Genomic DNA, 24,081 nt, shown 5'->3' with positions numbered 1-24,081 from the left:
TTTCAATACGTTTCACTTATGTCAATTACTGCAGCAGATGTAAATAAGCTTCGTCAGATCACCGGTGCGGGCATGATGGATTGCAAGAAAGCCCTCGCGGAATCGGGAGGAGATTTTGATAAAGCAATTGAATTCCTTCGCAAGAAGGGTCAGAAGGTGGCTGCTAACCGCAGCGACCGGGATGCCAAAGAAGGTGTGGTACTGGCTAAAACGTCAGGCGATAACAAGCGCGGTATTCTTATTGTACTGAATTGCGAAACCGATTTCGTGGCCAAGAACGACGAGTTTCGCGGCGTGGCAGAAACCATCGCGGGTATTGCTCTGGATAAGAAGCCTGCCACGAAAGAGGAACTGCTGGCGCTTTCTTTCGCCGGAAACGGACTTACCATCGCCGATAAAATTACCGAGCAGGTGGGAAAGATCGGAGAGAAGATCGAATTAAGTAAGTTCGAAGCCATTGAAGCGGGAAAAGTAGTGGCCTATAATCACCCCGGAAATAAACTCGCCACCATTGTGGGTTTCAATAAGGATTCCAAAGAGGATGTGGCCAGGGATGTGGCAATGCAGGTAGCGGCTATGGCACCTGTGGCAGTTGATCGTGGCGATGTAGATCCTTCCATGCTGGAAAAAGAAATTGAAATCGCAAAAGAGCAACTTCGCAACGAAGGAAAACCTGCCGAAAAGATCGATATGATCGCCAAAGGAAAGATTGAGAAATTCTACAAGGAATCAACACTGCTCAATCAGGAGTTCATCAAGGATAACAAGAAAACGATCTCACAATATCTGAAAGAAAGCGATGCCGAGCTCAAAGTCACCGGCTTCCGAAGAATAGCATTGGGTTAAATACCCTGATCCCGGCCCCGCAGGTCGGGATTTTTTTTGACCGGTGCCCGATAGAAAGGATTGTTTAACTTTGAAAACCCCTCTATGAAATACAACAGGATATTGCTTAAGCTTTCCGGAGAAGCCCTCATGGGTGATAAACAGTTCGGGATTGATCACGAACGACTTTCCCGGTATGCGAAGGAAATCAGGGATGTAGCCGCCACCGGTACTCAGCTGGCAGTAGTGATCGGCGGAGGAAATATTTTCCGTGGTATTCAGGCCAGCGAAGGTGGGATGGACCGTGTGCAGGGGGATTACATGGGCATGCTGGCCACCGTGATCAATTCCATGGCTCTTCAAAGCGCTCTGGAAAAACTGGGAGTAGAAACCCGCTTGCAAAGCGCCATCGCCATGGATCAGATCTGCGAGCCCTTTATCAGGAGAAAAGCCGTACGCCACCTCGAAAAGGGAAGAGTCGTTATCTTCGGTGCAGGCACCGGAAATCCCTATTTCACCACCGATACCGCAGCGACCCTGCGCGCTATAGAGATCGAAGCGAATGTAGTGCTGAAAGGTACACGTGTAGATGGAATCTATACTGCCGATCCGGAAAAAAATAAAGAAGCTAAGAAATACGATACCATCACATTCAGCGAAGTGTTTGAAAAAGGACTCGAAGTAATGGATATGACTGCCTTTACGCTTTGCAATGAGAATAAACTTCCCATCATTGTGTTCGATATGAACAAACCCGGCAACCTGCGGAAGGTGCTGGCCGGCGAAAAGGTGGGAACATTGGTTGAATTTTAAACCTGATAAGATGTCAGAGGACGTTCAATTTATTCTGGATGCCATGAAGGAGCAGATGAGCGCCTCAGTGGTACACCTTGAAACCGAGCTGGTGAAAGTGAGGGCAGGCAAAGCGAACCCTTCCATGCTCGATGGCGTATTTGTGGATTACTACGGTGTACGCACCCCCCTTAACCAGGTGAGCAACGTAAATACTCCAGATGCCCGTACCCTGGCGGTACAACCCTGGGAAAAGGCCATGATTGATCCTATCATGAAAGCCATACAGGCAGCGAATCTTGGGTTTAATCCCACCAATAACGGTACAATGGTGATCATCTCCGTTCCCCCGTTGACGGAGGAACGCAGAAAGGATCTTGTGAAAAAAGCAAAAGCAGAAGGTGAAAATGCCAAAGTTTCCCTTCGAACAGCAAGAAAGGAAGCCCTGGAAGAGATAAAGCAACTGAATAAACTGCCGGAAGACGAAAAGAAAACAGCGGAGACAAAGATCCAGGAAATGATTGACCAGTTCTCCGGGAGAGTGGACAAACACCTGGAAGTAAAAGAGAAGGAGATCATGACCGTGTGATGGCACGCAGCGCTGTTGTATTTTATCCTGCCGGCCTGTACCGCCGGTTGCGCGCGGGTTCTGTCAGATCTTTTTTGTTGTTTTTTTCCCTGCTGAATTTTTACGGTGCCTCTTCGCAAGTTAAATTTTCCTCCGGTGTGATTGCGGGAATCACGGCCACTCAGTACGATGGCGATTCGCATGCCGGTTACAATAAACTTGGATTTACCGGGGGTTTTTTCACATGCCTTGATCTCAATGCCCGATGGAAAACAGGATTTGAGATTCTCTATTTTCAAAAAGGAGCCCGGAAATATCCAGTGCCCGCAAAGGGTGATTTTACACAGTACGCACTTTCTCTCGATTATGCTGAAATCCCCCTGTTTCTCCGGTGGGAACAAAAGATGATCCTGGCAGAAGCCGGTGTGAGCATCGGCTTTCTGGTGCGTGAAAAGGAAATACTCAATGAAGTGGATATTACCGGACAACGCCCTTTCGGCGCCACCGATGTAAGCTTCTTTGCAGGCGCAGGATGGAAGTGGCTTGAATCATGGGAGGTTGCCTTGCGTTATGGTTATTCCATCCTGCCCGTTCGTCCGCACGCTTCGGGTGCCGTACATTACTTCAACAGGGGAGAGTACAACAACACACTCTGCCTCCGGATTCGTTACACTTTTGGAAAGAAAAAGGATACTCCATGAAGCTCGTTGTGGCTGTTACCGGCGCCAGTGGTGCCATTTATGCAAAACTACTTTTCGGTGAACTCCTCAAAAGGAAAAAGAGTTTCGCTGCAGTGGATGTTGTTTTTTCCGCCAATGCCCGAACCGTTTGGGAACATGAACTCAATAACAGAGATTATGAGAAGATACCTTTCCGGGTTTTTTCAAAAACAGATTTCTCTGCACCGTTCGCGTCCGGCTCCGCCGGTTATCATGCACTGATCGTGTGCCCTTGTTCTATGGGAACACTGGGGCGAATCGCATCCGGAGTCTCCGATGACCTTATCACACGTGCCGCAGATGTAATGCTCAAGGAGAGAAAAAAACTCATCCTTGTACCCAGAGAAACTCCCTACAATCTGATTCATATAAGGAACATGGAAACCGTAACGCTGAGTGGTGGAATCATCTGCCCGGCCAGTCCTTCCTTTTACTCGGGTCCGGGTACATTTGATGAACTTGGAATGACAGTTATATCACGCATTTTCAGTCTTTTAGGTATGGAGCAAGGGGGCTATAAGTGGGGGGATTAAAGAGAGAATTTCCTAAACTATTCCTAAACAGTAAAGAGTATTTTTTCGTATCATTTTCTGGGCTGTGTTACAATGCTCTGATAATCAATAATATAATTTTACTACAAACTGAACTATATCAGTTCTGACCCAGAACATGAATTTTGTTTAGTGGGAGCATTAAGAATTTGTGAAGACCGCGTAAACACTGGTTTTTGCGCTGGCGCCCCTCGTTTTTAAATTTCTTTGTTTAGTCGAATTTTAGTTACGCTTGGTCTAATTGATGAAACCAAACCGGAACCTTTTTATTCGGCATAAGTATAAAAGAGATAACTTTACGTTCATAGAATGAAAACATCCTTACTCACCGGCTTTTTTGCAGTTTGTTTAGCCGCATTTGCAGGCGACCAGAACGGGACCAATTATACGGATCCCGCTACCGGCTGGAAACAGGGTCACTGGGTGTACACTAACGAGGTTAAAAAGCTGCCAAACTTCCCGCCTACCGCTAAAGTGGAGGAAGGGGATTACAAAGACAACAGGAAAACAGGCATCTGGGTTTCTTATTTCCCGAACGGAAATAAAAAATCGGAGATCACTTTTGACAACAACCGTGCGAAAGGATACGCGAAGGTATATTATGAGGATGGCAAAGTGATGGAGGAAGGAAACTGGGAGAATAACCGCTGGACAGGAGATTATAAATACTTCCATCCCAACGGGCAGTTGTCGTATGAATTCAAGTATAACAACGCCGGGAAACGCGAGGGAAAGCAAACCTACTATCATGAAAATGGGGAGGTGTTGATGAGCGGGGAAATGAAGGACGGAAAGGAAGCCGGAGTGTGGGAAGAGCATTACGAGAACGGAGATCTCAAATCCAAGAAAAGTTTTAACGACGGAGCCATAGACCCTACCAAAACGGAGACCTTTATGCCTCAAACGCAGATCGTGGACAATACTCCCGATACTCCGAAGGATGCGCCTCCTGCCCCGAAAGTTGATCCCAAGAAAGATGCCCCCAACAGGGCTGATCTCAAGATCTTCGACGGAAACGGATACTATAAGCTGTATAACCTGAACAAACAGCTTTCCAAGGACGGAACATTTAAAAACTATAAGCTGATCAACGGAAAGGATTATGTTTACAGTAAGGATGGAATCCTGGTTCAGATCGCAGTGTACAAAGATGGCCTCTACGTTGGAGATGCTCCCATCGAGGAAAAGTAAGCACTGCTGCTAAATACCCCTACTGACCCCGGCCGGAAAGACCGGGGTTTTTGTTTAACTTTAAGGCTCATTCATGGAGCCTAAACTGCTTATTTATAACACGCTTTCCAGAAAAAAGGAAGCGTTTCAGCCGCTTCACCCTCCGCTGGTGGGGCTTTATGTCTGCGGCCCTACTGTTTACAGCGATGTTCATCTGGGGAACTGCAGAACGTTTATTTCCTTCGATACGATTTACCGCTACCTTCTTCATTGCGGGTTCAAAGTTCGCTATGTGCGTAATATCACCGATGCAGGACACCTGGAAGGAGACCGCGATGAGGGCGAAGATAAATTTGCACGTCGTGCAAAACTGGAACAACTTGAACCAATGGAGATCGTTCAGAAATATACTCTGGGATTCAGGGATGTGATGCGTGCATTTAATTGCCTGCCTCCTTCGATTGAACCCACCGCCACCGGTCATATCTCCGAGCAAATTGAAATGGTAAAAAAGATACTGGCCGAGGGACTTGCCTATGAGCGGAACGGAACCGTTTATTTTGATGTGGAAAAATATGCGCAGAAACATCCGTACGGCGAATTGTCTAACAGGAAACTGGAAGATCTCCTGGAAGGCACCCGTGAGCTCGGAGGACAGGACGAGAAAAAGGGGCGGTTGGATTTCGCGCTCTGGATCAGCGCCAAACCGGAACATCTCATGCGCTGGCCTTCTCCCTGGGGATGGGGATTTCCGGGCTGGCATATTGAATGCTCCGCCATGAGTACAAAATACCTCGGTGAGGTATTCGATATCCACGGTGGTGGAATGGATTTGATCGCCACTCATCATACCAATGAAATAGCGCAAAGTATGGCTTGCGCTCATAAAAGACCGGTGAACTACTGGATGCACACCAACATGCTTACCGTAAACGGTGTGCGCATGTCAAAATCTGCTGGAAACGGTTTTCTTCCGGAAGAATTATTCTCCGGATCTCACCCGCTCCTGGAAAAAGCCTATTCGCCGATGGCGGTCCGTTTTTTCATGATGCAAACGCACTACAGGAGCACCCTCGACTTTTCCAACACGGCACTGCAGGCTTCTGAAAAAGGATTTGAACGTTTACTGAATGCAGTGAAAACGCTGGATTCGCTGAAACCGGCACCTCAATCAAGTTTTAATGCACAGGAGATCCGCGAAACGGCGTATTCGGCCATGAACGACGATTTTAATACCCCGGTTGCTATGGCTGCTTTGTTTGAAGGGGTTCGAAGCATTAACGGAGTAAAGGATGGGAAGGAAACAGTCAGTGACGGAGATCTTGCCATGCTTAAAAAGCTATACCAGGATTTTATTTTCGGAATTTTTGGTCTCAAAGATGACGTGTTACCCGGGTCAGGACAACAGGTTGTGTCCGGCCTCATGGAACTTATTCTGTCAATCCGTGCGGAAGCCAGAACTAAAAAGGATTTCTCTACCTCAGATAAGATCAGAGACGCACTGGCAGCGGTGGGCATTGCCATTAAGGATTCTAAGGATAAGGCCGAATGGGAAATCAACAAGTGAGGAGTGTTTTTCTTCTTGGCATCGTACTTCTTCTCAGTGCCTGCGGCCCGGAAACAGATCCGGTAACTCCGGATCCTAAGCATCCGGATCCTGTTCCATATGTAGCTGTGGCACCTCCCTTCAATGAAGACTCGGCGTACAGATATATTCAGCAGCAGGTTGATTTTGGTCCCAGAGTACCACTCACCATTTCTCATGAGAAATGTGCGGCATGGCTCCAGAAACAGCTGGCTGCTTTTGGCGCGGTGGTAAAGGTTCATACGGGAACTGTTACCGCATACAATGGAAAAAACATCCAACTAAAAAATATTGTGGCTTCGTTTTCTCCTGAAAAAAAGAAGAGAATTCTGCTGGCTGCACACTGGGATACCCGACCCATGGCTGACCGCGACACCATGAATAAAGAGAAGCCGATTGATGGCGCGAATGATGGAGGAAGCGGGGTGGGTGTATTGCTGGAAATTGCAAGGCAACTGGGGAAAACACCAGCACAGGTGGGAATCGATATCCTTTTTTTTGACATGGAGGATTATGGAACAGAATACTGCCTGGGTTCTGAATACTGGGCGAAGTACCCGCACAGCCCCGGTTATACGGCCGCCTATGGAATCCTGCTTGATATGGTGGGGGCAAAAAATGCCGTATTTCCTGTGGAAGGATATTCCATGCAAATGGCGTCAAACGTGGTTCACAAGGTATGGGAAACCGGACACCAGCTGGGATACGGGGAGTATTTCCTCTGGAACGAATTACAAGCCATTACCGATGATCATGTACATGTAAACAATATCGCCGGTATTCCCTGTATCGATATTATACATATGGACCCCAACACCGGCGACTTCGGCCCTTTTCACCACCGGCATTCCGATAACCTGGCTATTATTGATAAAAATACATTAAAAGCGGTTGGCCAAACTGTCCTTGAGGTGGTGTATGCTGAAAAGCCATGAGCGAAAAGAAACTTTTTTTGCTGGATGCCTTCGCCCTGATCTATAGGGCTTATTTTGCATTTTCCCAGAACCACCGGGTGAATTCAAAAGGATTGAATACTTCGGCTATTTTCGGATTTACCAACACCTTATTGGATGTTATCCGCCGGGAAAAGCCTTCACACCTTGCGGTGGTTTTTGATACGGCCGCTCCTACCTTCCGCCACGAGGAATTCAAAGCTTATAAAGCCCAGCGTGAGGAAATCCCGGAGGATATTGAACTGGCTATTCCCTGGGTGATAAAAGTAATTGAAGGATTTAATATTCCGGTCATCGGAGTGGATGGCTTTGAAGCGGATGATGTCATTGGAACACTCGCGAAAGAAGCCGAAAGAGCGGGATTTAAGACTTTTATGATGACACCGGATAAGGATTACGGACAATTGGTGTCAGACAATATTTTTATTTACAAACCTCCCCGCGGAGGTGGTGGCCCGGAAGTACTCGGGCCCCGGGAAGTTTGTGAACGCTGGAACATTAAGAGAGTGGATCAGGTAATAGAGATACTGGGATTGATGGGCGATTCGGTGGATAATATTCCCGGAGTTCCCGGCGTGGGGGAGAAAACGGCGATGAGTCTGATCAAAGATTTTGATACCATTGATGGACTTTATCAGAATACGGATAAACTCAAAGGGAAGTTAAAAGAGAAAGTAGAGAACAACAAGGAGTTGGCTCTGCAGTCAAGACGATTGGCTACCATAGTTACAAATGTACCGGTGCATTTTGATGAGCATGCATTAAAACTTGATCCTCCTGACAAGGAGAAATTGAAGGAGGTGTTTTCCGAACTGGAGTTCAGAAATCTTGCTCAGAAAGTGCTGGGAAGTGAATTCTACGGAACGGAATCCACTCAGGTTCCTGTAGATCTCTTCGGAAACCCAATTGAGAACAGTGTTACTAAGAGCAAAGAAAGCAGTGTTTCTGCTCCGGGTACCGTAGAGGCAGTTCCCAATGATCAATTGCAAACCATTACTGATGTAAAGCACCAGTATCATTTGGCGGATTCCGAGGAAAAGATTGCTGAACTCATTCGTGTGTTGAAAAAAGCAAATACCTATTGTTTTGACACTGAAACAACCGGTCTGGATTTCTCTGTTATGGAACTGGTGGGATTGGCATTTTCCGTGAAAGCCCATGAAGGATGGTACATGCCGGTAAGTACTGATCAGAAGAAAGCCAGGGAACAGGTACACAGGTTTAAGGAGATCTTTGAAGATGAAAGCAAAGAGATGGTCGGACAGAATATAAAATTTGATCTGGCTGTACTCCGGTTATACGGAATGTCCATAAAAAACAGGTTGTTTGATACCATGTTGGCACATTATCTTCTCCGTCCGGATATGCGACACGGGATGGATCTCCTGGCTGAGACTTATTTGAAATATACACCGGTTTCCATTGAAGCATTAATCGGAAAAAAGGGTAAGGGGCAGCTTTCCATGAGGGATGTACCTGTTGAACAAGTGAAAGAGTATGCTTCAGAAGATGCGGATATCACATTTCAGTTGAAGCATGTCTTTGAACCCTTGTTGAAAGAAAACACTACCGGGGCACTCCTTGAAAAAGTGGAAACACCCTTGATCTCTGTGTTATCTGCTATGGAAGGTGAAGGAATTAAAGTAGATGCTGAGGTGTTAAGGGAATACAGTGCGGAACTGGGGAAGGATATAGAAAAAGTAGAGGCGGATATTTACAAAGCGGCCGGTCTGAAATTCAACATCTCTTCTCCCAAACAGGTTGGCGAAGTGCTTTTTGAAAAACTACGGTTGGTTGAGAATGCGAAGAAAACCAAGACAGGACAATACGCCACAGGAGAGGATATTCTGGAGAAGTTACGCAGTAAGCATGAAGTAATAGATCAGATTCTTACCTACCGGGAATTATTAAAGTTGAAGAATACCTATGTTGACGCACTTCCGGAAATGGTGAATCCTAAAACAGGAAGAATCCACACCACTTTCAACCAGGTAGTAGCTGTTACGGGTCGCTTAAGTTCAGATAACCCAAACCTTCAGAATATTCCCATCCGCACAGAACGCGGGAGAGAGATACGCAAGGCATTCGTGCCTCGCGACAATGATCATGTGTTGTTGTCAGCCGACTATTCCCAGATCGAATTGAGGGTAATGGCGCACATGAGCGGGGATGAGGGAATGATCCAGGCATTTCAGGAGGGAATGGATATTCACACAGCCACCGCCGCCAAAGTATTTCATGTAAAACCTGAAGATGTAAGTTCAGAGATGCGACGCAGGTCAAAAATGGTAAACTTTGGTATTATTTACGGGATCTCGGCATTCGGATTAGCGGAACGTCTCAATATTTCCCGCACGGAATCCAAGGAGATCATTGACAATTACTTTCAGCAGTATAGTCGCATCAAAGAGTATATGGATGAATGTATTGTGAATGCAAAAAAGAAGGGCTTTGTAGAAACGATTCTCGGGCGCAGAAGATACTTGCCGGACATCAATTCAGGGAATGCCACCGTACGTGGGTTCGCCGAGCGCAATGCGATCAACGCGCCCATCCAGGGTTCAGCGGCAGACATGATCAAGATCGCCATGATCAACCTGCATAACGTTTTGAATGAAAAGAAATTCAAGTCGCGCCTCATCCTCCAGGTGCATGATGAATTGGTTTTTGATGTGCACAAGACCGAAGTGGAGAAGATCCAACCGGTGGTGAAGTCTCTCATGGAAGGAGCCATCCAACTCAAAGTTCCTGTTTTAGTAGAAATGGGAACCGGAGAGAACTGGTTAGCAGCGCACTGATCTTCTATTCTTTAATAAATCGTGATGTAAACGCCCTTTGCTTTGCAACGGCTCTGACAGAGTACATTCCAGGGGCTAAATCCTCTATGTGAATGTGTATATCACCCGTATATTCAACAGACATTTCTTTTACACATTGACCAAAGCCATTGTAAATACTTAGGAAGTAGAATCTCTCGCTGGGAATGATATTGATTTCATGGGATGCCGGATTGGGATACACATTCAGGTGTAGATCCAGGTGGTTTTCTGTAATTCCGTCTGTCGGGCACCAATTGCCCGTAGAGAGGTAAGAGGAGTCAACCAAATACCAGAACGGGCCCGGTACATTGGAAGTAAACTGAATGGAGAAAGGTGAGACTGTAACAGGCCGGGGAGAGGTCCAGTGAGGTTGAGTTGGAATGGAGAAACAGGGTGAGGATCCCGTGCTATCTGTTTTTATAAATACCACTTGAGAGGACCAGGTGAAATTGTTATTGGAGCATGTACCGATCACAAGCGAACCATCCCGAAGCTCCTCAAAGGCACCCCCGGTGTTTTCGTTGCAGTCTCCAAATGAGAATGAGGATAGAACATTTCCTGAAAAGTCAAGGGCAACAACAGATATATCCGTATTCCAGGCATTACAGGAAGTAGGAATATAATCCGTTGTAAGTACCCGGATCTTGTTTCCAGTGGAGATCAACGAGTTTGATTCAGATGCCCAATAAGTTGAATTTATGCCTTTGACCCAGTTCACGTTTCCATTCAGGTTCATGCAAATGATTATTGGACGGATCGAAGGGGCATAATTATTTATTACGGAATCTTCGGTTCCGGTAACAAATAAATTGTTATTTGAAAAGTGGATTTTTCGAAAGCTGGAAAGATTAGGCAAAGAATATGTATTTGAAAAAAGCAAATTAAATAGAGTGTCTGATTTTAACACAATACCATCCTTTGTTGCAAAGGATTGATTCGAAAGCAATGTGCCACAGAAGTACAGGGATCCGGTTGAATCTTCCACCACCTCCGACAAAGAAAGATTATAAAGATTGTTCTGGGGAGCCAGATCAAAGGCGCGGATGAAGGTACCTGATTTCGAATACTTGGAAATTCTACGTGTAAAAACAACATAGATAGAGCTATCTAATTTGGAGCAATAGATCTGATTGGCAGACTGGTTGTTCGGTGAAAAATCTGAAAAAGCCGAGGTTCCTAGAACCACTCCCATGGAATCGATTCTGTAATATCCCGACTGACCCGCGCCAGAACTCGGTCCCGCACCCAAATAACCGCAAAATGCAATGCTGCTATCCGGAAGTTCAATGACACTTGGGTAAAGTCCCGCGTAGAAATAATAAGCCTTTGCCCAGAGGGCATTTCCGTCGGAATCTAGTTTGAGAATTCCGCCATCTCCGAGCGTATCGGTTTTGCTCATGGTAAAATATAAACTCCCGTCAGAATGTTCTAAAATATCATAAGCTGTTCTGTTGATAAGATAATTATCCGGATTGGGATAAGTCTTTATCCAACCTTGACTAAAGCTTGGGAAACCACCAGCAAAAAAAGTTAACAGGAAGAGGATTCTCACATACATTAGACGGAATTCAATTTTGGAAGTTGCTAACCCTGGGCCAATGAAAATGTCAGAAAATCAATGAGTTATGATAATTGAATCATTATGAAAGAGTTTAGCAGTAACATTCTCCCACCCTTGTTCGTCCTACCTTTGCACGAATGACAGTCCGGGAATTCAATGAATGTGTTGATCAGCATGCCGATGGCTTGTATCGCTTCATTCTGAAAAATATCCGGGATGAGGAAAAGGCGAAGGATATTGTGCAGGATACGTATGAAAAGCTCTGGCAAAAAGTTTCGGAAGTTCCCGCAACAAATGCCAAATCGTTAATGTTTACCACGGCATACAGAACGATGATAGACGCGATCAGGAGAGATAAGAAGCTGGAATTTATGGAGGAGGCGGAACTGCCGGAAAGCGCTCACCAGGGGCAGTATTCAGATCTGAAACAAGTACTGAATGCCGCGCTTCAACGTTTACCCGAAGTGCAACGGTCCGTGGTTATGTTGCGCGACTATGAAGGTTACAGCTATACGGAAATTGGCCAGATCATGTCCTTAAGTGAGCAACAGGTGAAGGTGTATATTTTTCGTGCGCGGAAAGCGCTTAAAGAAATGTTAGGTAAGATCGAAAACCTGGTATGAAGATTACGAGAGAAAACTACGAAGCCTGGTTCATCGATCACATCGAGGGGCGGCTAAGTGCGGAGGCAGAGCAGGAACTCAGGGTGTTTCTGCTGTTGCATCCGGATCTTCGCGATGAATTGGAACAGTTTGAACCGGTAACACTGGAGAAGGAAGCACCTGGTTTCGGCGATAAAAAATCATTGAAAAAGGAAATTACCGCTGAGAACCGCGACGGAATGTTGATTGCTTATGTTGAAGAAACACTCTCCGCATCCGACCGCCGGCTAATCGAGGAGAACAGCGCTCCGGATTTCAGGAAAGATCTGGCAATGTATATAAAGACGAAATTGCCCGCTGAAGAAATTGCGTTCCCCGCTAAAGGCAGTCTCTACCGGCGATCAGAACCGGTCATCCGTCCGCTTTACTACCGTATCGCTGCTGCCGCGTCCGTGCTGCTGGTTGCCACCATGCTTTTATTCCGCGGAGATGATTCCGGGAAAGGAATTGCACTGCGTTCTTCCTCACATGAGAAGTTTCCTTTGCTGTCATATAATAATTCCGGAACGGTTCAGAATCCTGAAAGTGTACTTACCGTACCTGTAACTGCACCCATTTACTCCCCGGTGATCCATTCTTCCCCGCAAAAGGAACCCCGTTATGCCTCAATGATGGAAATACATCCGCGCACGATCAATACAGTTATGTTCAGCGGAAATATCCGGATACAACCGGTAACGGAATCTCCTGAAGGTTCAATGGTGAACTATAATCCTGATGAGAATGCCGGTGCGGTAACTCTCAGCGATGCGGTTACGGAAAAAGTGAAGGATAGGATCTACCGGAACGAGGATGAGCAACGCGTACCCGGGAAGATCCGCTGGTTTGAGATCGTAGATATGGCCGGAAGGGGACTTGCCGCCTTAACGGGAAAACCTTTCCGGATGAATAAGCAAACTACCGAAGACGGCAAACTTCTGGCTTATCGGATAGATTTTGGTAAATACACAATAGAAAAAGAATTAAATCCTTAGTAACATTTTCCAGAAGCTGTTCGTCTTACAGGAAATAACCAAAGAAACTATGATTATGAAAAAGTGGATACTAATTATGGCAGGCTGCGCTTCAGGCATTGCCTGCGCGCAAGGCGGAACCAGCACCTTCACCCGTGTTGAAGCGACCGGAGCAGTCACCATTGTACTGAGTAAGTCCGATTCCGGTTTTGTAAAAGTGGAATGCGAAGACAAAGAGGATGCCGGAAAAATTATCTGGTCCGTAGCCGACGGCATGCTGAAAGTGAACGGAGCAGGAAAGGGATCGGATTGCCTTGTGAAGGTCGGACTCAGGGAGATTTCGGGAATCAGTGCCAACGGAGCCTCTGTGGTGAAATCGGACGGCAATTTTGTGGTGAAAGATGTGGAACTTACCGCCAACGGCGCCTCGAAGATCAAACTTAAACTCACCGCTTCCGGCGTTGTCAAAACAAGCGCTACCGGAGCTTCAGAAATCTCGCTTTCGGGAACCGGCGAAACCCTTAACGGTGATATTGGCGGAGCATCCAGTTTAAAGGCAGGAGAATTTGAGGTGCAGGATGCTACCATTACCACAAGTGGATCCTCTTCGGCACGTGTGATGCCCAGAAATGTACTCACGGTGAATGCGTCAGGTGCCTCCTCGGTTAAGTATACGGTGGAACCGAAAAGCATAAATGCGAATGTTTCCGGTTCGGCCAACGTAAAAAAGACCGGCGATACCGGTATTACTCAGAAGGATTCCAACGAAGTGGACCTGGGCGGCACAAAATTTCGCTATAAGCCAAAGCAAAATTTTCATCACTGGTCAGGTTTGGATCTCGGCGTGAGCGCATATGGCGATGAAGCCTTCGGATTCGGGATCAGCGACACCAATCGCAGCTGGGATCTTAATTACGGCCGCTCCGTGCATGTGGGATTGAATCTGGGAGAGTACGATTTCCATATCTATAAGAACTATGTGAACCTGGTTACCGGCTTCGGCTTCGAGTGGAACAGTTATGCCTTTCGTAACCCGGTTACTATGAACCCCGACAGCACCTTCACCACACTGTGGGTGGATTCCGGAATCGAGTACGAGAAAAATAAACTTCGCACCACAGGAGTAACTATGCCGCTGCTTCTTGAATTCAATTCCCACAAAAAGAACAGCCGTTCCTTTCACCTGGCCGCAGGCGTAACACTGCAGTACATCTTTAAGAGCAAATCGCTGAAGGAGTATGTGATGAACGGATACGATGTGGACGTAACCCGAAAGGATGATTATAACATCAATCCCTTCCGATACAGTGCAACCGTTCGTGCCGGTTATGGCGACTTTACGCTGTTCGCCAATTATGCCTTGTCGGAACTCTTTGAAAAGAATAAAGGACCTGAACTCTATCCCTTCTCGGTGGGAGTTCGGCTGGTTCCCTTCTGATCAGTGGGTGGTTTGATGTGAAAACCCCGCATCCCGGATTTCCCGGGGGCGGGGTTTTGCCGTTTCGGTAGAAAGTATCACCTTTGGGCTGCCCCGTCCCATGAGAAGCCCCCTCCTGGTTATAGTTATGACCGTTTCGGTTTTCCTCTCGGCTCAGAGCATCCGCGAAGAGGTACTGATTCAGTATCCTTCCCGCAGCACGGATGCCAGTTCCGGTAAGAAAGTAATTACCGTGCGTGTACCCGAAAGTTGGGTGTTCTCCGACAGTGCTGTGGTGGCCTTATTAAAAACCCTCGCCGCATCGAATGACCCTTATTATCTGATGGATCCATCGGATAGCAGCCGTTATATTGCCAAGATGTGGAAGCGGGAACTGGCTCCTGATATTTATCAATTCATCGTATCTGAACATTATCCCGACGGCTACATAAAAAGATATGATGTCCTCAACGAAAGAGGACGTAAGAACGGCACCCATTTAGCTTACTGGAAGCAGGGAGTGGTAAAGGAGACCGGCGCTTATTCCAATGGTAAACCGGATGACCAGTGGCAACGGTTTGATTCCACCGGTAAGTTAACCATGGTTCAGAAGTTCTCGGCAGGTGAAAAAGAATCAGAGCGAATACTCAAAAGGCCGCATGCTAACGGATATAGTTCCGTTGTAGCCCGTACTCCCGTGAAGCCTTATCTCATTGTGCCTTACTCCGTACTCAAAGGAAACCCTCCTGCATGGCAGATTCATGAGGAAAAGTTTGCGCAGGTCTGGAGCCTGTACGCGGGAGGTGGTATCATCACAGCACCGGGGATGTTCAATATGAATTACCCTTCTCTTTTGGGAAAGCCGGAAAATCAGAATATCACCGCCACCATCGGACTGCAGTTGTGGGATCCCGCAAAATGGTTTGCAGTGATGGAATACTGCCGGTGGATGCTTCCCTTTGTGTCGGGTGAGTTTCAGGGATCGAAGGTAAAAGCAGGAGTGGAGTCGCGGTACTTCAGTTTCGCGGGCGGAAGGGGATTTCTCAGTCGCCCCCGGTCATCCTTCAGCGGAATGCTGGGAATTACACTGGGCTATGCGGATGTTTCCTCTCGTGATCTGGATGAACCCGGTAGCCAGGGCAAGTCTTATTTTGAACTGAGTTCCCTGAAACAGGGTCCCATGATCACTCCTGCGCTGGGTTACGACCTTCGGTTCCGCTTTAAAGGAACCTATACTCCCGGGCTGCAGATTAAAGCCGGTTACCATGTCGCGCTTTCCAATGCCCGGTGGCACCTGCTGGATTCACCGCTGACGAACAGAGAGGACGTTGATATGAGCGGATTTTTCGTTACCGCCGCCGTTAAAATCATCCGTCTTCGTAGGGTTTAATTCGTAATTTCGGGGACATACCCATGAAAGACAAACTCAGGATCCTTGACGAAAAGATCTCCGATGCCCTTAAAGGCGGAGGAGAAAAGCGAATAGAAGCCCAGCATAAGAAAGGAAAGCTGACGGCGCGAGAACGGCTGCATTTCCTGCTGGATGAAGGAAGCTTTTGCGAGATCGGAATGCTGGTGACGCATCGCTCAACGGATTTTGGACTCGATAAGGAAAAATACCCTGGTGACGGGGTGGTAACCGGTTATGGTACGATCAACGGACGACTGGTTTACGTTTTCTCACAGGATTTTACCGTCTTCGGTGGCTCGCTGTCTGAAACCCACGCCGAGAAAATATGCAAAATCATGGACCATGCCATGCGAAACGGTGCTCCTGTGATTGGCCTGAACGACAGTGGAGGAGCACGCATTCAGGAAGGCGTGGTTTCGCTCGGAGGATACGCTGATATTTTTTACAGGAATACCATCGCCAGCGGTGTGGTGCCGCAGATTTCTGCTATTATGGGACCGTGTGCAGGTGGAGCAGTTTATTCCCCTGCCATCACTGATTTTATCCTGATGGTGGAGAATACATCCTACATGTTTGTGACCGGCCCTAATGTGGTGAAAACAGTTACCCATGAGGAGGTGAGCTCCGAAGACCTGGGAGGTGCTTCGGTACACTCTGCTAAAAGCGGCGTGGCCCATTTTTCCTGTGCCAACGAAATTGAATGCATCCGGAACATCAAATCACTGCTCAGTTATATTCCCCAGAACTGCGAGGAAGAGGCTCCCTCGCTTACCTATGAATCCGGAACGGAAACCCGTCCTGCACTGAACACTATCGTTCCCGAAAGTCCCAACCAGCCCTACGATATGCGGGATGTGATCAACGGAGTGCTGGACGATGATTCTTTTTTTGAGGTGCATAAGAATTTTGCAGAAAATATTGTGGTCGGTTTCGGCCGTATGGCCGGCCGCAGCATAGGCATTGTGGCCAATCAGCCTGCCTACCTCGCCGGAGTACTCGATATCCATGCGTCAACCAAAGCGGCACGATTTGTTCGCTTCTGCGACAGTTTTAATATTCCGCTGCTGGTATTCGAAGATGTTCCCGGGTTTCTTCCCGGAACAGATCAGGAATGGAATGCCATCATCAGCAACGGAGCCAAGCTGCTCTATGCCTTCTGTGAAGCCACTGTACCTCGCATCACCGTAATCACACGGAAAGCATACGGCGGAGCTTATGATGTGATGAACTCCAAACACATTGGCGCGGATCTTAACTTCGCCTGGCCCGGCGCAGAGATCGCTGTGATGGGAGCCAAAGGTGCCGCCGAGATCATCTTCAAAAATGAGATCTCCAAGGCAAAGGATCCGGCAGAGAAATGGAAGGAAAAGGAAGCAGAGTACAACGAAATGTTCGCTAACCCTTACCGCGCTGCCGAACGAGGTTTTATAGATGAAGTGATCAGGCCGGAGGATACCCGCTTGCGCCTGATCTCTGCCTTTCAAATGCTGGCGAACAAATCCGTTAGCCTGCCCAGAAAAAAACATGGTAATATTCCATTGTAAGTGATTGATTATAATTAACTTACATTTACTCAGAGATTTAAATTTCTACAACAGGGGGCAACTTTTACTCTCTTGTTCGGGTCTTATACAATGAAACCCAGAGTTTTCTGGTTATATTTGATAAAACAAAAATCGTCCTTATGAAGTTCAGATTGTTCCTTGTAGCCACCGTTTCCATTTTTGCCTACTCCTGTACCAAAGTTGTGGAGGCACCGGTAGATGAAAATGAAATCACCAATCTATCCACCGCCCGTAAAGCCCTGCTTTTCAAGTTCACCGGGGTGAACTGCGGAGCATGTACAGCGTATCATCCAATTTATGAAGGATGTTTGGATACAAACGCCGGAAAAATGGTTGGCCTTCACGTCCATTGCGGAGTAGATGACACCCTGAACACCAGTTTTTCTCTGTGGTTTACCAATGCTTACGATATACCCGGAACTCCCCGTTTCTCAGAGGGTAGTTTTATGAAGCAGGATACTTCCTGGGGCGTAGCACGTTCGGCGGCTTTGGCTACTATTGATAAGCCAGCGGATGTGGGGATCGGCATTCATAAATCTGTTTCCGGAAATACAATGAACATTAAAGTGAAAACTCAATGTTTCAAGGATCTTCCTTCCGGTGAATACAACATGGCCATCTACATTGTGGAGAATGGATGCTGGGCGGATCAGGTGGGGGCAGGCAATATTCAGCACAGCCGTGTGCTGAGAGGTTCTGCGAATGGCATGTGGGGTTCGGACTTCACCGCAACAAGCAAGGGTGGCATCACTGATCACAGCTTTACTTATAATCTGGGTACCATTGGTGTGGAGTACTGGAATGCTTCAAATCTGGAGGTAGTAGCGGTGATTTACAAGATGAACGGGGCAGACCCTGTTGAGGTGATAAACTGCAATACCACCAACGGTAATAACTGATAGGCTTATAATCATTTTAAGGGAGTTCCGGAGGGACTCCCTTTTTTATTGAAAATCCGGGTAACATTTTAATTTTGTGGTATGAAAAAGGTTCTTCTTTACGCATGGTTACTGACTCTTGCCACTTCTTCCACTGCAGGGTACAGCACAGGATATAGGGTAACTGCTGTAAAGGGGAAAGGCATTCTGCGAAACGCCTTTCTCAAAGGGCAGACCGCTGTTCATGCCGGTGTTGGATTTTTTTCTCTGCAGTATCCCTCACACGACGATTACCTGGTTTATGGCAAAGTGAGCAGCGAGTACCAGATGCCCATTAATGTAAGGGTGGATTACGGCGTCACAGATCAGATCTCCGCAGGGATATTTGTGAATAAATTTGGCGCAAGTACCAGCATCCGCGACCGTACGAATGATTACAACGTGAACGGATGGAATTATAAATCCTGGACTTTTGGAGTGAACGGGGCCTATCACGCTTATATGGGAAAATCAATGCTCTGGTTTGATCCTTACGTACAGGGAATGGTTGGAATGCATGCTCTGGGTTCAACACCTTTTGGCGATGCCAATTACCTTGATCCTCAGAAAGGAGGCTTTGCATTTGATATACAGGTAGGAGCGAATATCTATTTCTTCCAGCCCCTGGGATTCTATGTGGAGGCCGGTTACGGTGTGAATATCGTAAATACAGGTCTTACACTAAGATTTTAACAAATTCCTTCCCTGCGCGATATTTCGTTTTCTTTGTACTGAATTGATCTTAAATGAAAGTATTGTTACTCGGATCGGGCGGGAGGGAACATGCCTTTGCCTGGAAAATTTCCCAAAGCCCCCTTCTCTCTAAACTCTATATTGCCCCCGGAAACGCCGGTACTGCCTCTTGCGGAACAAACGTTGCTCTGCTTCCCACGGATTTTAACGGCATCCGCCGCTTTGTTACCGACAACGAGGTAGACCTGGTGGTGGTAGGTCCCGAAGAACCACTGGTGAAAGGGATCCGGGATTATTTTCAATCGGATGATTCCATTGCAGATATACCGGTGATTGGTCCTTCTATGGCAGGAGCCCGCCTGGAAGGTTCTAAGGATTTTTCCAAACAGTTCATGTTCCGCCACTCCATTCCCACCGCAGCGTACCGAACTTTCCGTAAAGATGAAATGGAGGAGGGGATGGCATTTCTGGAAACACTACAGCCACCGTTCGTGCTCAAAGCCGACGGGCTTGCCGCAGGAAAGGGAGTGGTGATTCCGGAAACACTGGATGAGGCCCGGCAGGAACTGAGGGATATGCTGGGTAATGCCAAATTCGGCACAGCTTCTTCACGGGTGGTTATTGAAGAATTTCTGAAGGGTATCGAACTCTCCGTGTTTGTACTTACGGACGGGCATACATACATGATCCTGCCCTCTGCCAAGGATTATAAAAGAGTGGGTGAAGGCGATACCGGTCTGAATACAGGAGGTATGGGCGCAGTTTCACCGGTGCCTTTTGCCGATGATGCTTTCCTCCGGAAAGTGGAGGAACGTATTGTGAAACCTACTATGAAAGGCTTGCTTGAGGAAAAACTCGATTATAAAGGATTCCTTTTCATCGGACTTATGAATTGCGGCGGAGATCCGTTTGTGATTGAATATAACTGCAGAATGGGAGACCCCGAGACGGAAGTTGTACTTCCCCGAATCCAGTCAGATCTCCTTGAACTGCTCTCGGCTGTGGGCACCGGAACTTTAGCGAATCACCGGCTTAAAACAGATCCCCGTACCGCCGTTACCGTAATGCTTGTGTCCGGAGGATACCCGGGCGATTATGAAAAAGGAAAGGAGATCACCGGCCTGGATCAGTGCAAAGGTTCTGAAATCTTTCATGCCGGCACCTCGGAAAAGGAGGGTAAAATATTTTCTGCAGGAGGACGTGTGCTGGCTGTTACAACTTTAGGACAGGATATAAAAGAAGCGGTCTCCGCCTCGCTGACGAATGCCGCTAAAATAAAATTCGACGGAAAATACTACCGGTCAGATATAGGAAAAGATCTCCTCTGAGGCCTTCCTTTCACTTCAAAGTACCGCGGGCGTCCGCCTCGTCGTTATACTTTTTCTGCGAGTACATCCAGTACAGGAACGCACAACCGCCGCAGGCCATGAAAAAGAAATTAGGTAACATACCCAGCTTTTCGAGGATACCAAATACCTGGTAGGAGACATCCGCAATGCAATACCAAACAGCGTCCATAGATTTGAGTATTTTTACCAAAAGTAAAAAGTTTAGCCGAAAGTCTCCCGGGCAATGGTCATTTCCTTTTTTAAGGTTTCTCGCCCGGCATCCATTATTGCCTTGCCGTTTATTGCCCTGATTTTGTGGGCATTATCTATATATTCTCCTGAAATTCCTTCCCCGGAGAGCGGCGGACCGCTTTATCGGCTAATGCACAAGGGCCTGTATATGCTGCCTGTGGTGGGAACACTTGTCGGTTTATGCACCCTGGTTACCGGTGCTTACCTTGTAAACCGGCTGGCCATCGGGCAGGAGGTGCTCAACAGTACCACTCACGTTACCGGACTTTGTTATGTTTCCCTGATGAGCCTTACGCCGGCTCAAACTACTTTTCATCCCTTGATGCTTTCATGCGTGTTGGTGCTGGTGATTCTTCAAAAGCTGATCAGCTCCTATCGTAAAGAGACGGCAATCAGCGATTATTTCGACATCGGATTCATTCTCGGACTGGCCACGCTCATTTACATTCCTTCCTTTGTATTTATGCCTGTGGTTTGGATCGCTCTCATTCTTATCCGGCCCTTTGTATGGCGGGAGTGGGTAACCGGCCTGATTGGCTTCTTATTATCTTTTGTCCTGGTTCTTTCTGTTTTCTACCTTTTTGATCGTTCGGATTTGCTGCAACCGGACATATATATTCCGCACTGGATGAAATTTCCCGGCAACCTTACCTTCGGAAACACGGAATATTTTACGCTGGGAACACTGGCAGTGGTCATTCTGCTTTCTCTCAGCCGGCTTTACGGTGGAGTCACCTATTCGATACTGCGTGCAAGGAAAAATCTGAATCTCCTGATATGGTCCGGCCTATTCGGACTGGCAAGTGTGCTGTTTAGTCCGGTCTGGAATGCATCGGCTTTTTCGTTTGTTGCGGTGTCTGGCGCGGTTTTTCTTTCCAATTATCTGCTGGCAACCAAAAGTGCAGGCTGGTCAAACTTTCTTTTTTATCTGCTATCTGCCTGTTCCATAGTACATCATGCGGTTCATATTTTCAGCCACTGAAGGCGCTGATAATTATTAACTTTAACACTGAAAATCAAAGCAGAAATATGAAATTCGGTGTTGTTATTTTTCCGGGATCCAATTGTGATCAGGATATGATATATGTTCTCCGGGATATCATGGGACAGGAGGTAAAGGAGCTTTGGCACAAGGAACACTCTCTGAAGCAGTGTGATTTTATCGTACTGCCCGGCGGGTTTTCCTACGGTGATTACCTGCGTTCCGGGGCGATCGCACGTTTTTCTCCCGTTATGCACGAAGTGATGGAATTTGCGGGAAAAGGCGGACCGGTCCTCGGGGTGTGTAACGGATTCCAGATCCTTTGTGAAGCAGGCCTGGTACCCGGCGCTCTACTCCATAACACAGAGAGAAAATTTACCTGCAGAAATGTTTTCATCAAAGCCCAAAACCATGATTCGCTGATTACCTCTGCCGTTCCGCGCGACAAGGCGCTGAAAATTCCGGTCGCCCACGGAGAAGGAAATTATTTCAACGATGCGGCTTCACTTAAAAAGATGAATGAGAACGGGCAGATCCTTTTCCGGTACTGCGATGAGAGCGGTAATGTTACTCCGGAATCCAATCCCAACGGATCACTGGAAAATATTGCCGGTGTCTGCAATGAGGGGAAGAATGTATTCGGAATGATGCCTCACCCGGAGCGTGCCTCAGATCCGAACCTGGGCAACACGGATGGTCGCTTTCTTTTCGAAAGCATGATCCGTATGGTTACGGCCTGAAAAATCCCATTTCGCCGATGTATTTCCACACAGCTTCCGGAAGAAAGTGCTTCACATCTTTCCCTGCGGCAATGGCACCCCGGATAAAAGTACTGGAGATATCCATCAGGGGGGCGGGGAGCAATTTTACCCGGGGATGATCCTTCAGCGCTCCGCCCTCGTGCCCGGGCCTCGGATAGACCAGTAATTGGTGCTTTTCCAGAATCCGGCCGGCATTTTTCCACTTCAGGAAACCTTCCAGGTTATCGCTGCCCAGAATCAGTAGAAATTCTTCTTTCGGAAACTGTTCCTGCAGGTAGGTCAATGTATGGATGGTGTAATTGGGCTGCGACAGCTTGAACTCTACATCTGATGCTTTAAAACGGGTATCGTCACCAATCGCCTCCCGCACCATCCGCAACCGCTGCACCTCCGGCAAAAGCGAGTCTTTTTTCTTAAGAGGATTCCGGGGGGTTACGATGAACCAGACTTTGTCGAGCCCACCGAAACTTAACATGTAACCGGCAATGGCCATGTGGCCAATGTGAATGGGGTTAAATGTGCCGAAATACAGTCCGATCTTCACTGCCCTAATTTACCCTATTATCTCCTAACGCACGACTTCATAATTCCCTGAACGAGCGAAGAATCTTTTCCATTTGCGGACCGAGTTTTACCGAGTCTTCCGCAGGATAAGCGGTGATCAGCTGGTAGAACATCCGCGGGCTTTCAATACCCGCCAGAACGTAGTGTACTTTTTTTGTTCCCGAGGTACCGCTGATAATGGCCATATAGGCATCCTGGTTGCCGATTTTTTCCGCGTGCATTCCATGAATAGAAGGACCGCTCAACCGGGAAGATATGTCCCGGCATACCTCGTCGAAATAGGTACTCAGGTTATGATCCAATTCATATGCCTTCATTGTATCCTTTGATTCAGGAATTATCAGAAGGAATATGCTTTTCATGGTATCCTCATAATGAGCCAGCGCGTGTGGATTCGGGTCGGCGCTCAGCATGAGGCCCTCCGGCAAAGCGAATTGTACGCGGGAATTCACCGTGACTTCCTTCCATTCCGGTTCACCGGAACAGGCTGCGAAGAACAGCAGCACGGGAAGGAAATACTTCATTCGGAGAAGGTCTTGGTCGGATCAATTATGAAATTCCATTTCGCGGCAAAGTCGCGTTGGGCATTATCCAGATCATTCATCGCTTTTTTCTGACGCAGGTCAATGTCTGCGATCAGTTTCCCGTATTCGTCCGTATCTTCCTCTGATATCTGGTCGTCCGGTTTGGAAAGCAGGGCAACAATGGTTTTATACTCATTTTCGCATAAAGAATGCTGAAGTTCAAGCGCACGCACGCAGGCAGGAAGAAACGTTTTGTCTTCAGGAAAAGGTTTGATCTCCTTTGTGGCGCTGAGGCTGGAGGCCACCTGCTCCCGGAATTCGCCGTAAGCTTTTTCCATGTCTTCCACGCCCCCGTCCAGTGCGGTAAAAAAGGCTTCACCTTTGTTCGCTACTTTATTCTGTTCTTCTATCAGCTGGTCGTTGTATTTCGCAGCATCAGAACTGGTTGGTCCGCAGGCAGTCAGAAGCCCCAGTACGCAGGTGAGAAGGAAAACCGATCGTCGCGACAT

24 protein-coding genes are annotated in these 24,081 nt (G+C 47.4%); 19 read left to right on the top strand and 5 right to left on the bottom strand.

Annotated elements, in window-relative coordinates; all coding sequences use genetic code 11:
* The first annotated feature begins 18 nt into the window (after nucleotides 1-18).
* The 9 genes from IT233_08040 (at nucleotide 19) to polA (ending at nucleotide 9,961) form a co-directional block, all read left to right on the top strand.
* A complete protein-coding gene (locus IT233_08040; GenBank protein ID MCC7302576.1) occupies nucleotides 19-846 on the top strand; it encodes an elongation factor Ts in 828 nt (275 codons plus the stop codon).
* An 84-nt stretch (nucleotides 847-930) separates the two neighbouring features.
* The gene (locus IT233_08035; protein ID MCC7302575.1) at nucleotides 931-1,638 is read left to right on the top strand and encodes a UMP kinase; all 708 of its coding nucleotides are present in this window, start codon (nucleotides 931-933) and stop codon (nucleotides 1,636-1,638) included.
* A 10-nt stretch (nucleotides 1,639-1,648) separates the two neighbouring features.
* Nucleotides 1,649-2,206 (top strand): ribosome recycling factor, encoded by a 558-nt coding sequence (frr, locus tag IT233_08030; GenBank protein ID MCC7302574.1) that lies wholly within the window; start codon nucleotides 1,649-1,651, stop codon nucleotides 2,204-2,206.
* A complete protein-coding gene (locus IT233_08025; GenBank protein ID MCC7302573.1) occupies nucleotides 2,206-2,886 on the top strand; it encodes an outer membrane beta-barrel protein in 681 nt (226 codons plus the stop codon). Before frr ends, IT233_08025 begins: the two co-directional genes overlap by 1 nt.
* Complete coding sequence (locus IT233_08020; protein MCC7302572.1) at nucleotides 2,883-3,437, top strand: UbiX family flavin prenyltransferase; 555 nt, start codon at nucleotides 2,883-2,885, stop codon at nucleotides 3,435-3,437. Before IT233_08025 ends, IT233_08020 begins: the two co-directional genes overlap by 4 nt.
* Before the next feature lie 327 nt (nucleotides 3,438-3,764).
* Nucleotides 3,765-4,646 (top strand): toxin-antitoxin system YwqK family antitoxin, encoded by an 882-nt coding sequence (locus tag IT233_08015; GenBank protein MCC7302571.1) that lies wholly within the window; start codon nucleotides 3,765-3,767, stop codon nucleotides 4,644-4,646.
* A 73-nt stretch (nucleotides 4,647-4,719) separates the two neighbouring features.
* Complete coding sequence (locus tag IT233_08010; GenBank protein MCC7302570.1) at nucleotides 4,720-6,192, top strand: cysteine--tRNA ligase; 1,473 nt, start codon at nucleotides 4,720-4,722, stop codon at nucleotides 6,190-6,192.
* Nucleotides 6,174-7,145 carry a M28 family peptidase gene (locus IT233_08005; protein MCC7302569.1) on the top strand — a complete coding sequence of 324 codons (972 nt, stop codon included), beginning with the start codon at nucleotides 6,174-6,176 and terminating at the stop codon, nucleotides 7,143-7,145. Before IT233_08010 ends, IT233_08005 begins: the two co-directional genes overlap by 19 nt.
* Entirely contained in the window at nucleotides 7,142-9,961 is a 2,820-nt protein-coding gene (polA, locus tag IT233_08000) for a DNA polymerase I (protein ID MCC7302568.1), read from the top strand. Before IT233_08005 ends, polA begins: the two co-directional genes overlap by 4 nt.
* A gap of 4 nt (nucleotides 9,962-9,965) precedes the next feature.
* Here the strand turns inward: polA and IT233_07995 are convergent, their stop codons facing one another.
* Nucleotides 9,966-11,381 (bottom strand): T9SS type A sorting domain-containing protein, encoded by a 1,416-nt coding sequence (locus IT233_07995; protein MCC7302567.1) that lies wholly within the window; start codon nucleotides 11,379-11,381, stop codon nucleotides 9,966-9,968.
* Between the two features lie 299 nt (nucleotides 11,382-11,680).
* Here IT233_07995 and IT233_07990 point away from each other — a divergent pair, with 299 nt between their 5' ends.
* The 8 genes from IT233_07990 to purD all read left to right on the top strand — a co-directional run bounded on the left by IT233_07990 (nucleotide 11,681) and on the right by purD (nucleotide 20,489).
* Nucleotides 11,681-12,166, top strand: a complete 486-nt coding sequence (locus tag IT233_07990) for an RNA polymerase sigma factor (GenBank protein MCC7302566.1) — start codon at nucleotides 11,681-11,683, stop codon at nucleotides 12,164-12,166.
* Complete coding sequence (locus IT233_07985) at nucleotides 12,163-13,179, top strand: hypothetical protein (GenBank protein MCC7302565.1); 1,017 nt, start codon at nucleotides 12,163-12,165, stop codon at nucleotides 13,177-13,179. Before IT233_07990 ends, IT233_07985 begins: the two co-directional genes overlap by 4 nt.
* Before the next feature lie 55 nt (nucleotides 13,180-13,234).
* A complete protein-coding gene (locus tag IT233_07980) occupies nucleotides 13,235-14,596 on the top strand; it encodes a DUF2807 domain-containing protein (protein ID MCC7302564.1) in 1,362 nt (453 codons plus the stop codon).
* 100 nt (nucleotides 14,597-14,696) lie between these two features.
* Nucleotides 14,697-15,965, top strand: coding sequence for a hypothetical protein (locus tag IT233_07975; protein ID MCC7302563.1), 1,269 nt, complete (start codon nucleotides 14,697-14,699; stop codon nucleotides 15,963-15,965).
* A gap of 23 nt (nucleotides 15,966-15,988) precedes the next feature.
* Nucleotides 15,989-17,530: an acyl-CoA carboxylase subunit beta gene (locus tag IT233_07970; protein ID MCC7302562.1), complete on the top strand. Its 1,542-nt coding sequence runs from the start codon at nucleotides 15,989-15,991 to the stop codon at nucleotides 17,528-17,530.
* Nucleotides 17,531-17,670: 140 nt separating this feature from the next.
* A complete protein-coding gene (locus tag IT233_07965; GenBank protein MCC7302561.1) occupies nucleotides 17,671-18,450 on the top strand; it encodes an Omp28-related outer membrane protein in 780 nt (259 codons plus the stop codon).
* An 81-nt stretch (nucleotides 18,451-18,531) separates the two neighbouring features.
* Nucleotides 18,532-19,161, top strand: a complete 630-nt coding sequence (locus IT233_07960) for a hypothetical protein (protein MCC7302560.1) — start codon at nucleotides 18,532-18,534, stop codon at nucleotides 19,159-19,161.
* A gap of 53 nt (nucleotides 19,162-19,214) precedes the next feature.
* Nucleotides 19,215-20,489: a phosphoribosylamine--glycine ligase gene (gene purD, locus IT233_07955; GenBank protein MCC7302559.1), complete on the top strand. Its 1,275-nt coding sequence runs from the start codon at nucleotides 19,215-19,217 to the stop codon at nucleotides 20,487-20,489.
* Between the two features lie 10 nt (nucleotides 20,490-20,499).
* Here purD and IT233_07950 read toward each other — a convergent pair whose 3' ends face one another.
* Nucleotides 20,500-20,679, bottom strand: a complete 180-nt coding sequence (locus IT233_07950; GenBank protein MCC7302558.1) for a hypothetical protein — start codon at nucleotides 20,677-20,679, stop codon at nucleotides 20,500-20,502.
* A gap of 54 nt (nucleotides 20,680-20,733) precedes the next feature.
* On the opposite strand from IT233_07950, the gene IT233_07945 reads away from it, so the two are divergent.
* Both IT233_07945 and purQ read left to right on the top strand, forming a co-directional pair.
* Nucleotides 20,734-21,723: a hypothetical protein gene (locus tag IT233_07945; GenBank protein ID MCC7302557.1), complete on the top strand. Its 990-nt coding sequence runs from the start codon at nucleotides 20,734-20,736 to the stop codon at nucleotides 21,721-21,723.
* Nucleotides 21,724-21,770: 47 nt separating this feature from the next.
* Nucleotides 21,771-22,463: a phosphoribosylformylglycinamidine synthase subunit PurQ gene (gene purQ / locus IT233_07940; protein ID MCC7302556.1), complete on the top strand. Its 693-nt coding sequence runs from the start codon at nucleotides 21,771-21,773 to the stop codon at nucleotides 22,461-22,463.
* On the opposite strand, the gene IT233_07935 is transcribed toward purQ, so the two are convergent.
* From IT233_07935 to IT233_07925, 3 genes are read right to left on the bottom strand one after another with little or no spacing between them, the layout of a single operon-like run.
* Complete coding sequence (locus IT233_07935; protein ID MCC7302555.1) at nucleotides 22,453-23,028, bottom strand: nicotinate-nucleotide adenylyltransferase; 576 nt, start codon at nucleotides 23,026-23,028, stop codon at nucleotides 22,453-22,455. The two genes, purQ and IT233_07935, sit on opposite strands and share 11 nt — an antisense overlap.
* 37 nt (nucleotides 23,029-23,065) lie before the next feature.
* Nucleotides 23,066-23,572 carry a hypothetical protein gene (locus tag IT233_07930; GenBank protein MCC7302554.1) on the bottom strand — a complete coding sequence of 169 codons (507 nt, stop codon included), beginning with the start codon at nucleotides 23,570-23,572 and terminating at the stop codon, nucleotides 23,066-23,068.
* Nucleotides 23,569-24,081, bottom strand: coding sequence for a hypothetical protein (locus IT233_07925; protein MCC7302553.1), 513 nt, complete (start codon nucleotides 24,079-24,081; stop codon nucleotides 23,569-23,571). The genes IT233_07930 and IT233_07925 overlap by 4 nt, the downstream gene beginning before the upstream one ends.

The sequence above is a fragment of the Bacteroidia bacterium genome, from assembly GCA_020852255.1.
In the GTDB taxonomy this organism is placed as follows: Bacteria; Bacteroidota; Bacteroidia; order JADZBD01; family JADZBD01; genus JADZBD01.
The sequence above is the reverse complement of the archived record's forward strand: the minus strand, read 5'-3'. Positions and strand labels throughout refer to the sequence as shown.

Excerpts from the sequence above, each read along its gene's own strand:
- IT233_07945 (MCC7302557.1), top strand. The coding sequence starts at position 20,734 with ATGGTCATTTCCTTTTTTAAGGTTTCTCGCCCGGCATCCATTATTGCC.
- polA (MCC7302568.1), top strand. The coding sequence starts at position 7,142 with ATGAGCGAAAAGAAACTTTTTTTGCTGGATGCCTTCGCCCTGATCTAT.
- IT233_07990 (MCC7302566.1), top strand. The coding sequence starts at position 11,681 with ATGACAGTCCGGGAATTCAATGAATGTGTTGATCAGCATGCCGATGGC.
- IT233_07950 (MCC7302558.1), bottom strand. The coding sequence starts at position 20,679 with ATGGACGCTGTTTGGTATTGCATTGCGGATGTCTCCTACCAGGTATTT.
- IT233_07960 (MCC7302560.1), top strand. The coding sequence starts at position 18,532 with ATGAAAAAGGTTCTTCTTTACGCATGGTTACTGACTCTTGCCACTTCT.
- IT233_08020 (MCC7302572.1), top strand. The coding sequence starts at position 2,883 with ATGAAGCTCGTTGTGGCTGTTACCGGCGCCAGTGGTGCCATTTATGCA.
- IT233_08015 (MCC7302571.1), top strand. The coding sequence starts at position 3,765 with ATGAAAACATCCTTACTCACCGGCTTTTTTGCAGTTTGTTTAGCCGCA.
- purD (MCC7302559.1), top strand. The coding sequence starts at position 19,215 with ATGAAAGTATTGTTACTCGGATCGGGCGGGAGGGAACATGCCTTTGCC.
- IT233_07930 (MCC7302554.1), bottom strand. The coding sequence starts at position 23,572 with ATGAAGTATTTCCTTCCCGTGCTGCTGTTCTTCGCAGCCTGTTCCGGT.
- IT233_07980 (MCC7302564.1), top strand. The coding sequence starts at position 13,235 with ATGAAAAAGTGGATACTAATTATGGCAGGCTGCGCTTCAGGCATTGCC.
- IT233_08040 (MCC7302576.1), top strand. The coding sequence starts at position 19 with ATGTCAATTACTGCAGCAGATGTAAATAAGCTTCGTCAGATCACCGGT.
- IT233_08025 (MCC7302573.1), top strand. The coding sequence starts at position 2,206 with ATGGCACGCAGCGCTGTTGTATTTTATCCTGCCGGCCTGTACCGCCGG.
- purQ (MCC7302556.1), top strand. The coding sequence starts at position 21,771 with ATGAAATTCGGTGTTGTTATTTTTCCGGGATCCAATTGTGATCAGGAT.
- IT233_07970 (MCC7302562.1), top strand. The coding sequence starts at position 15,989 with ATGAAAGACAAACTCAGGATCCTTGACGAAAAGATCTCCGATGCCCTT.
- IT233_07925 (MCC7302553.1), bottom strand. The coding sequence starts at position 24,081 with ATGTCGCGACGATCGGTTTTCCTTCTCACCTGCGTACTGGGGCTTCTG.
- IT233_07985 (MCC7302565.1), top strand. The coding sequence starts at position 12,163 with ATGAAGATTACGAGAGAAAACTACGAAGCCTGGTTCATCGATCACATC.
- frr (MCC7302574.1), top strand. The coding sequence starts at position 1,649 with ATGTCAGAGGACGTTCAATTTATTCTGGATGCCATGAAGGAGCAGATG.
- IT233_07995 (MCC7302567.1), bottom strand. The coding sequence starts at position 11,381 with ATGAGCAAAACCGATACGCTCGGAGATGGCGGAATTCTCAAACTAGAT.
- IT233_07965 (MCC7302561.1), top strand. The coding sequence starts at position 17,671 with ATGAAGTTCAGATTGTTCCTTGTAGCCACCGTTTCCATTTTTGCCTAC.
- IT233_08005 (MCC7302569.1), top strand. The coding sequence starts at position 6,174 with ATGGGAAATCAACAAGTGAGGAGTGTTTTTCTTCTTGGCATCGTACTT.
- IT233_08010 (MCC7302570.1), top strand. The coding sequence starts at position 4,720 with ATGGAGCCTAAACTGCTTATTTATAACACGCTTTCCAGAAAAAAGGAA.
- IT233_08035 (MCC7302575.1), top strand. The coding sequence starts at position 931 with ATGAAATACAACAGGATATTGCTTAAGCTTTCCGGAGAAGCCCTCATG.
- IT233_07975 (MCC7302563.1), top strand. The coding sequence starts at position 14,697 with ATGAGAAGCCCCCTCCTGGTTATAGTTATGACCGTTTCGGTTTTCCTC.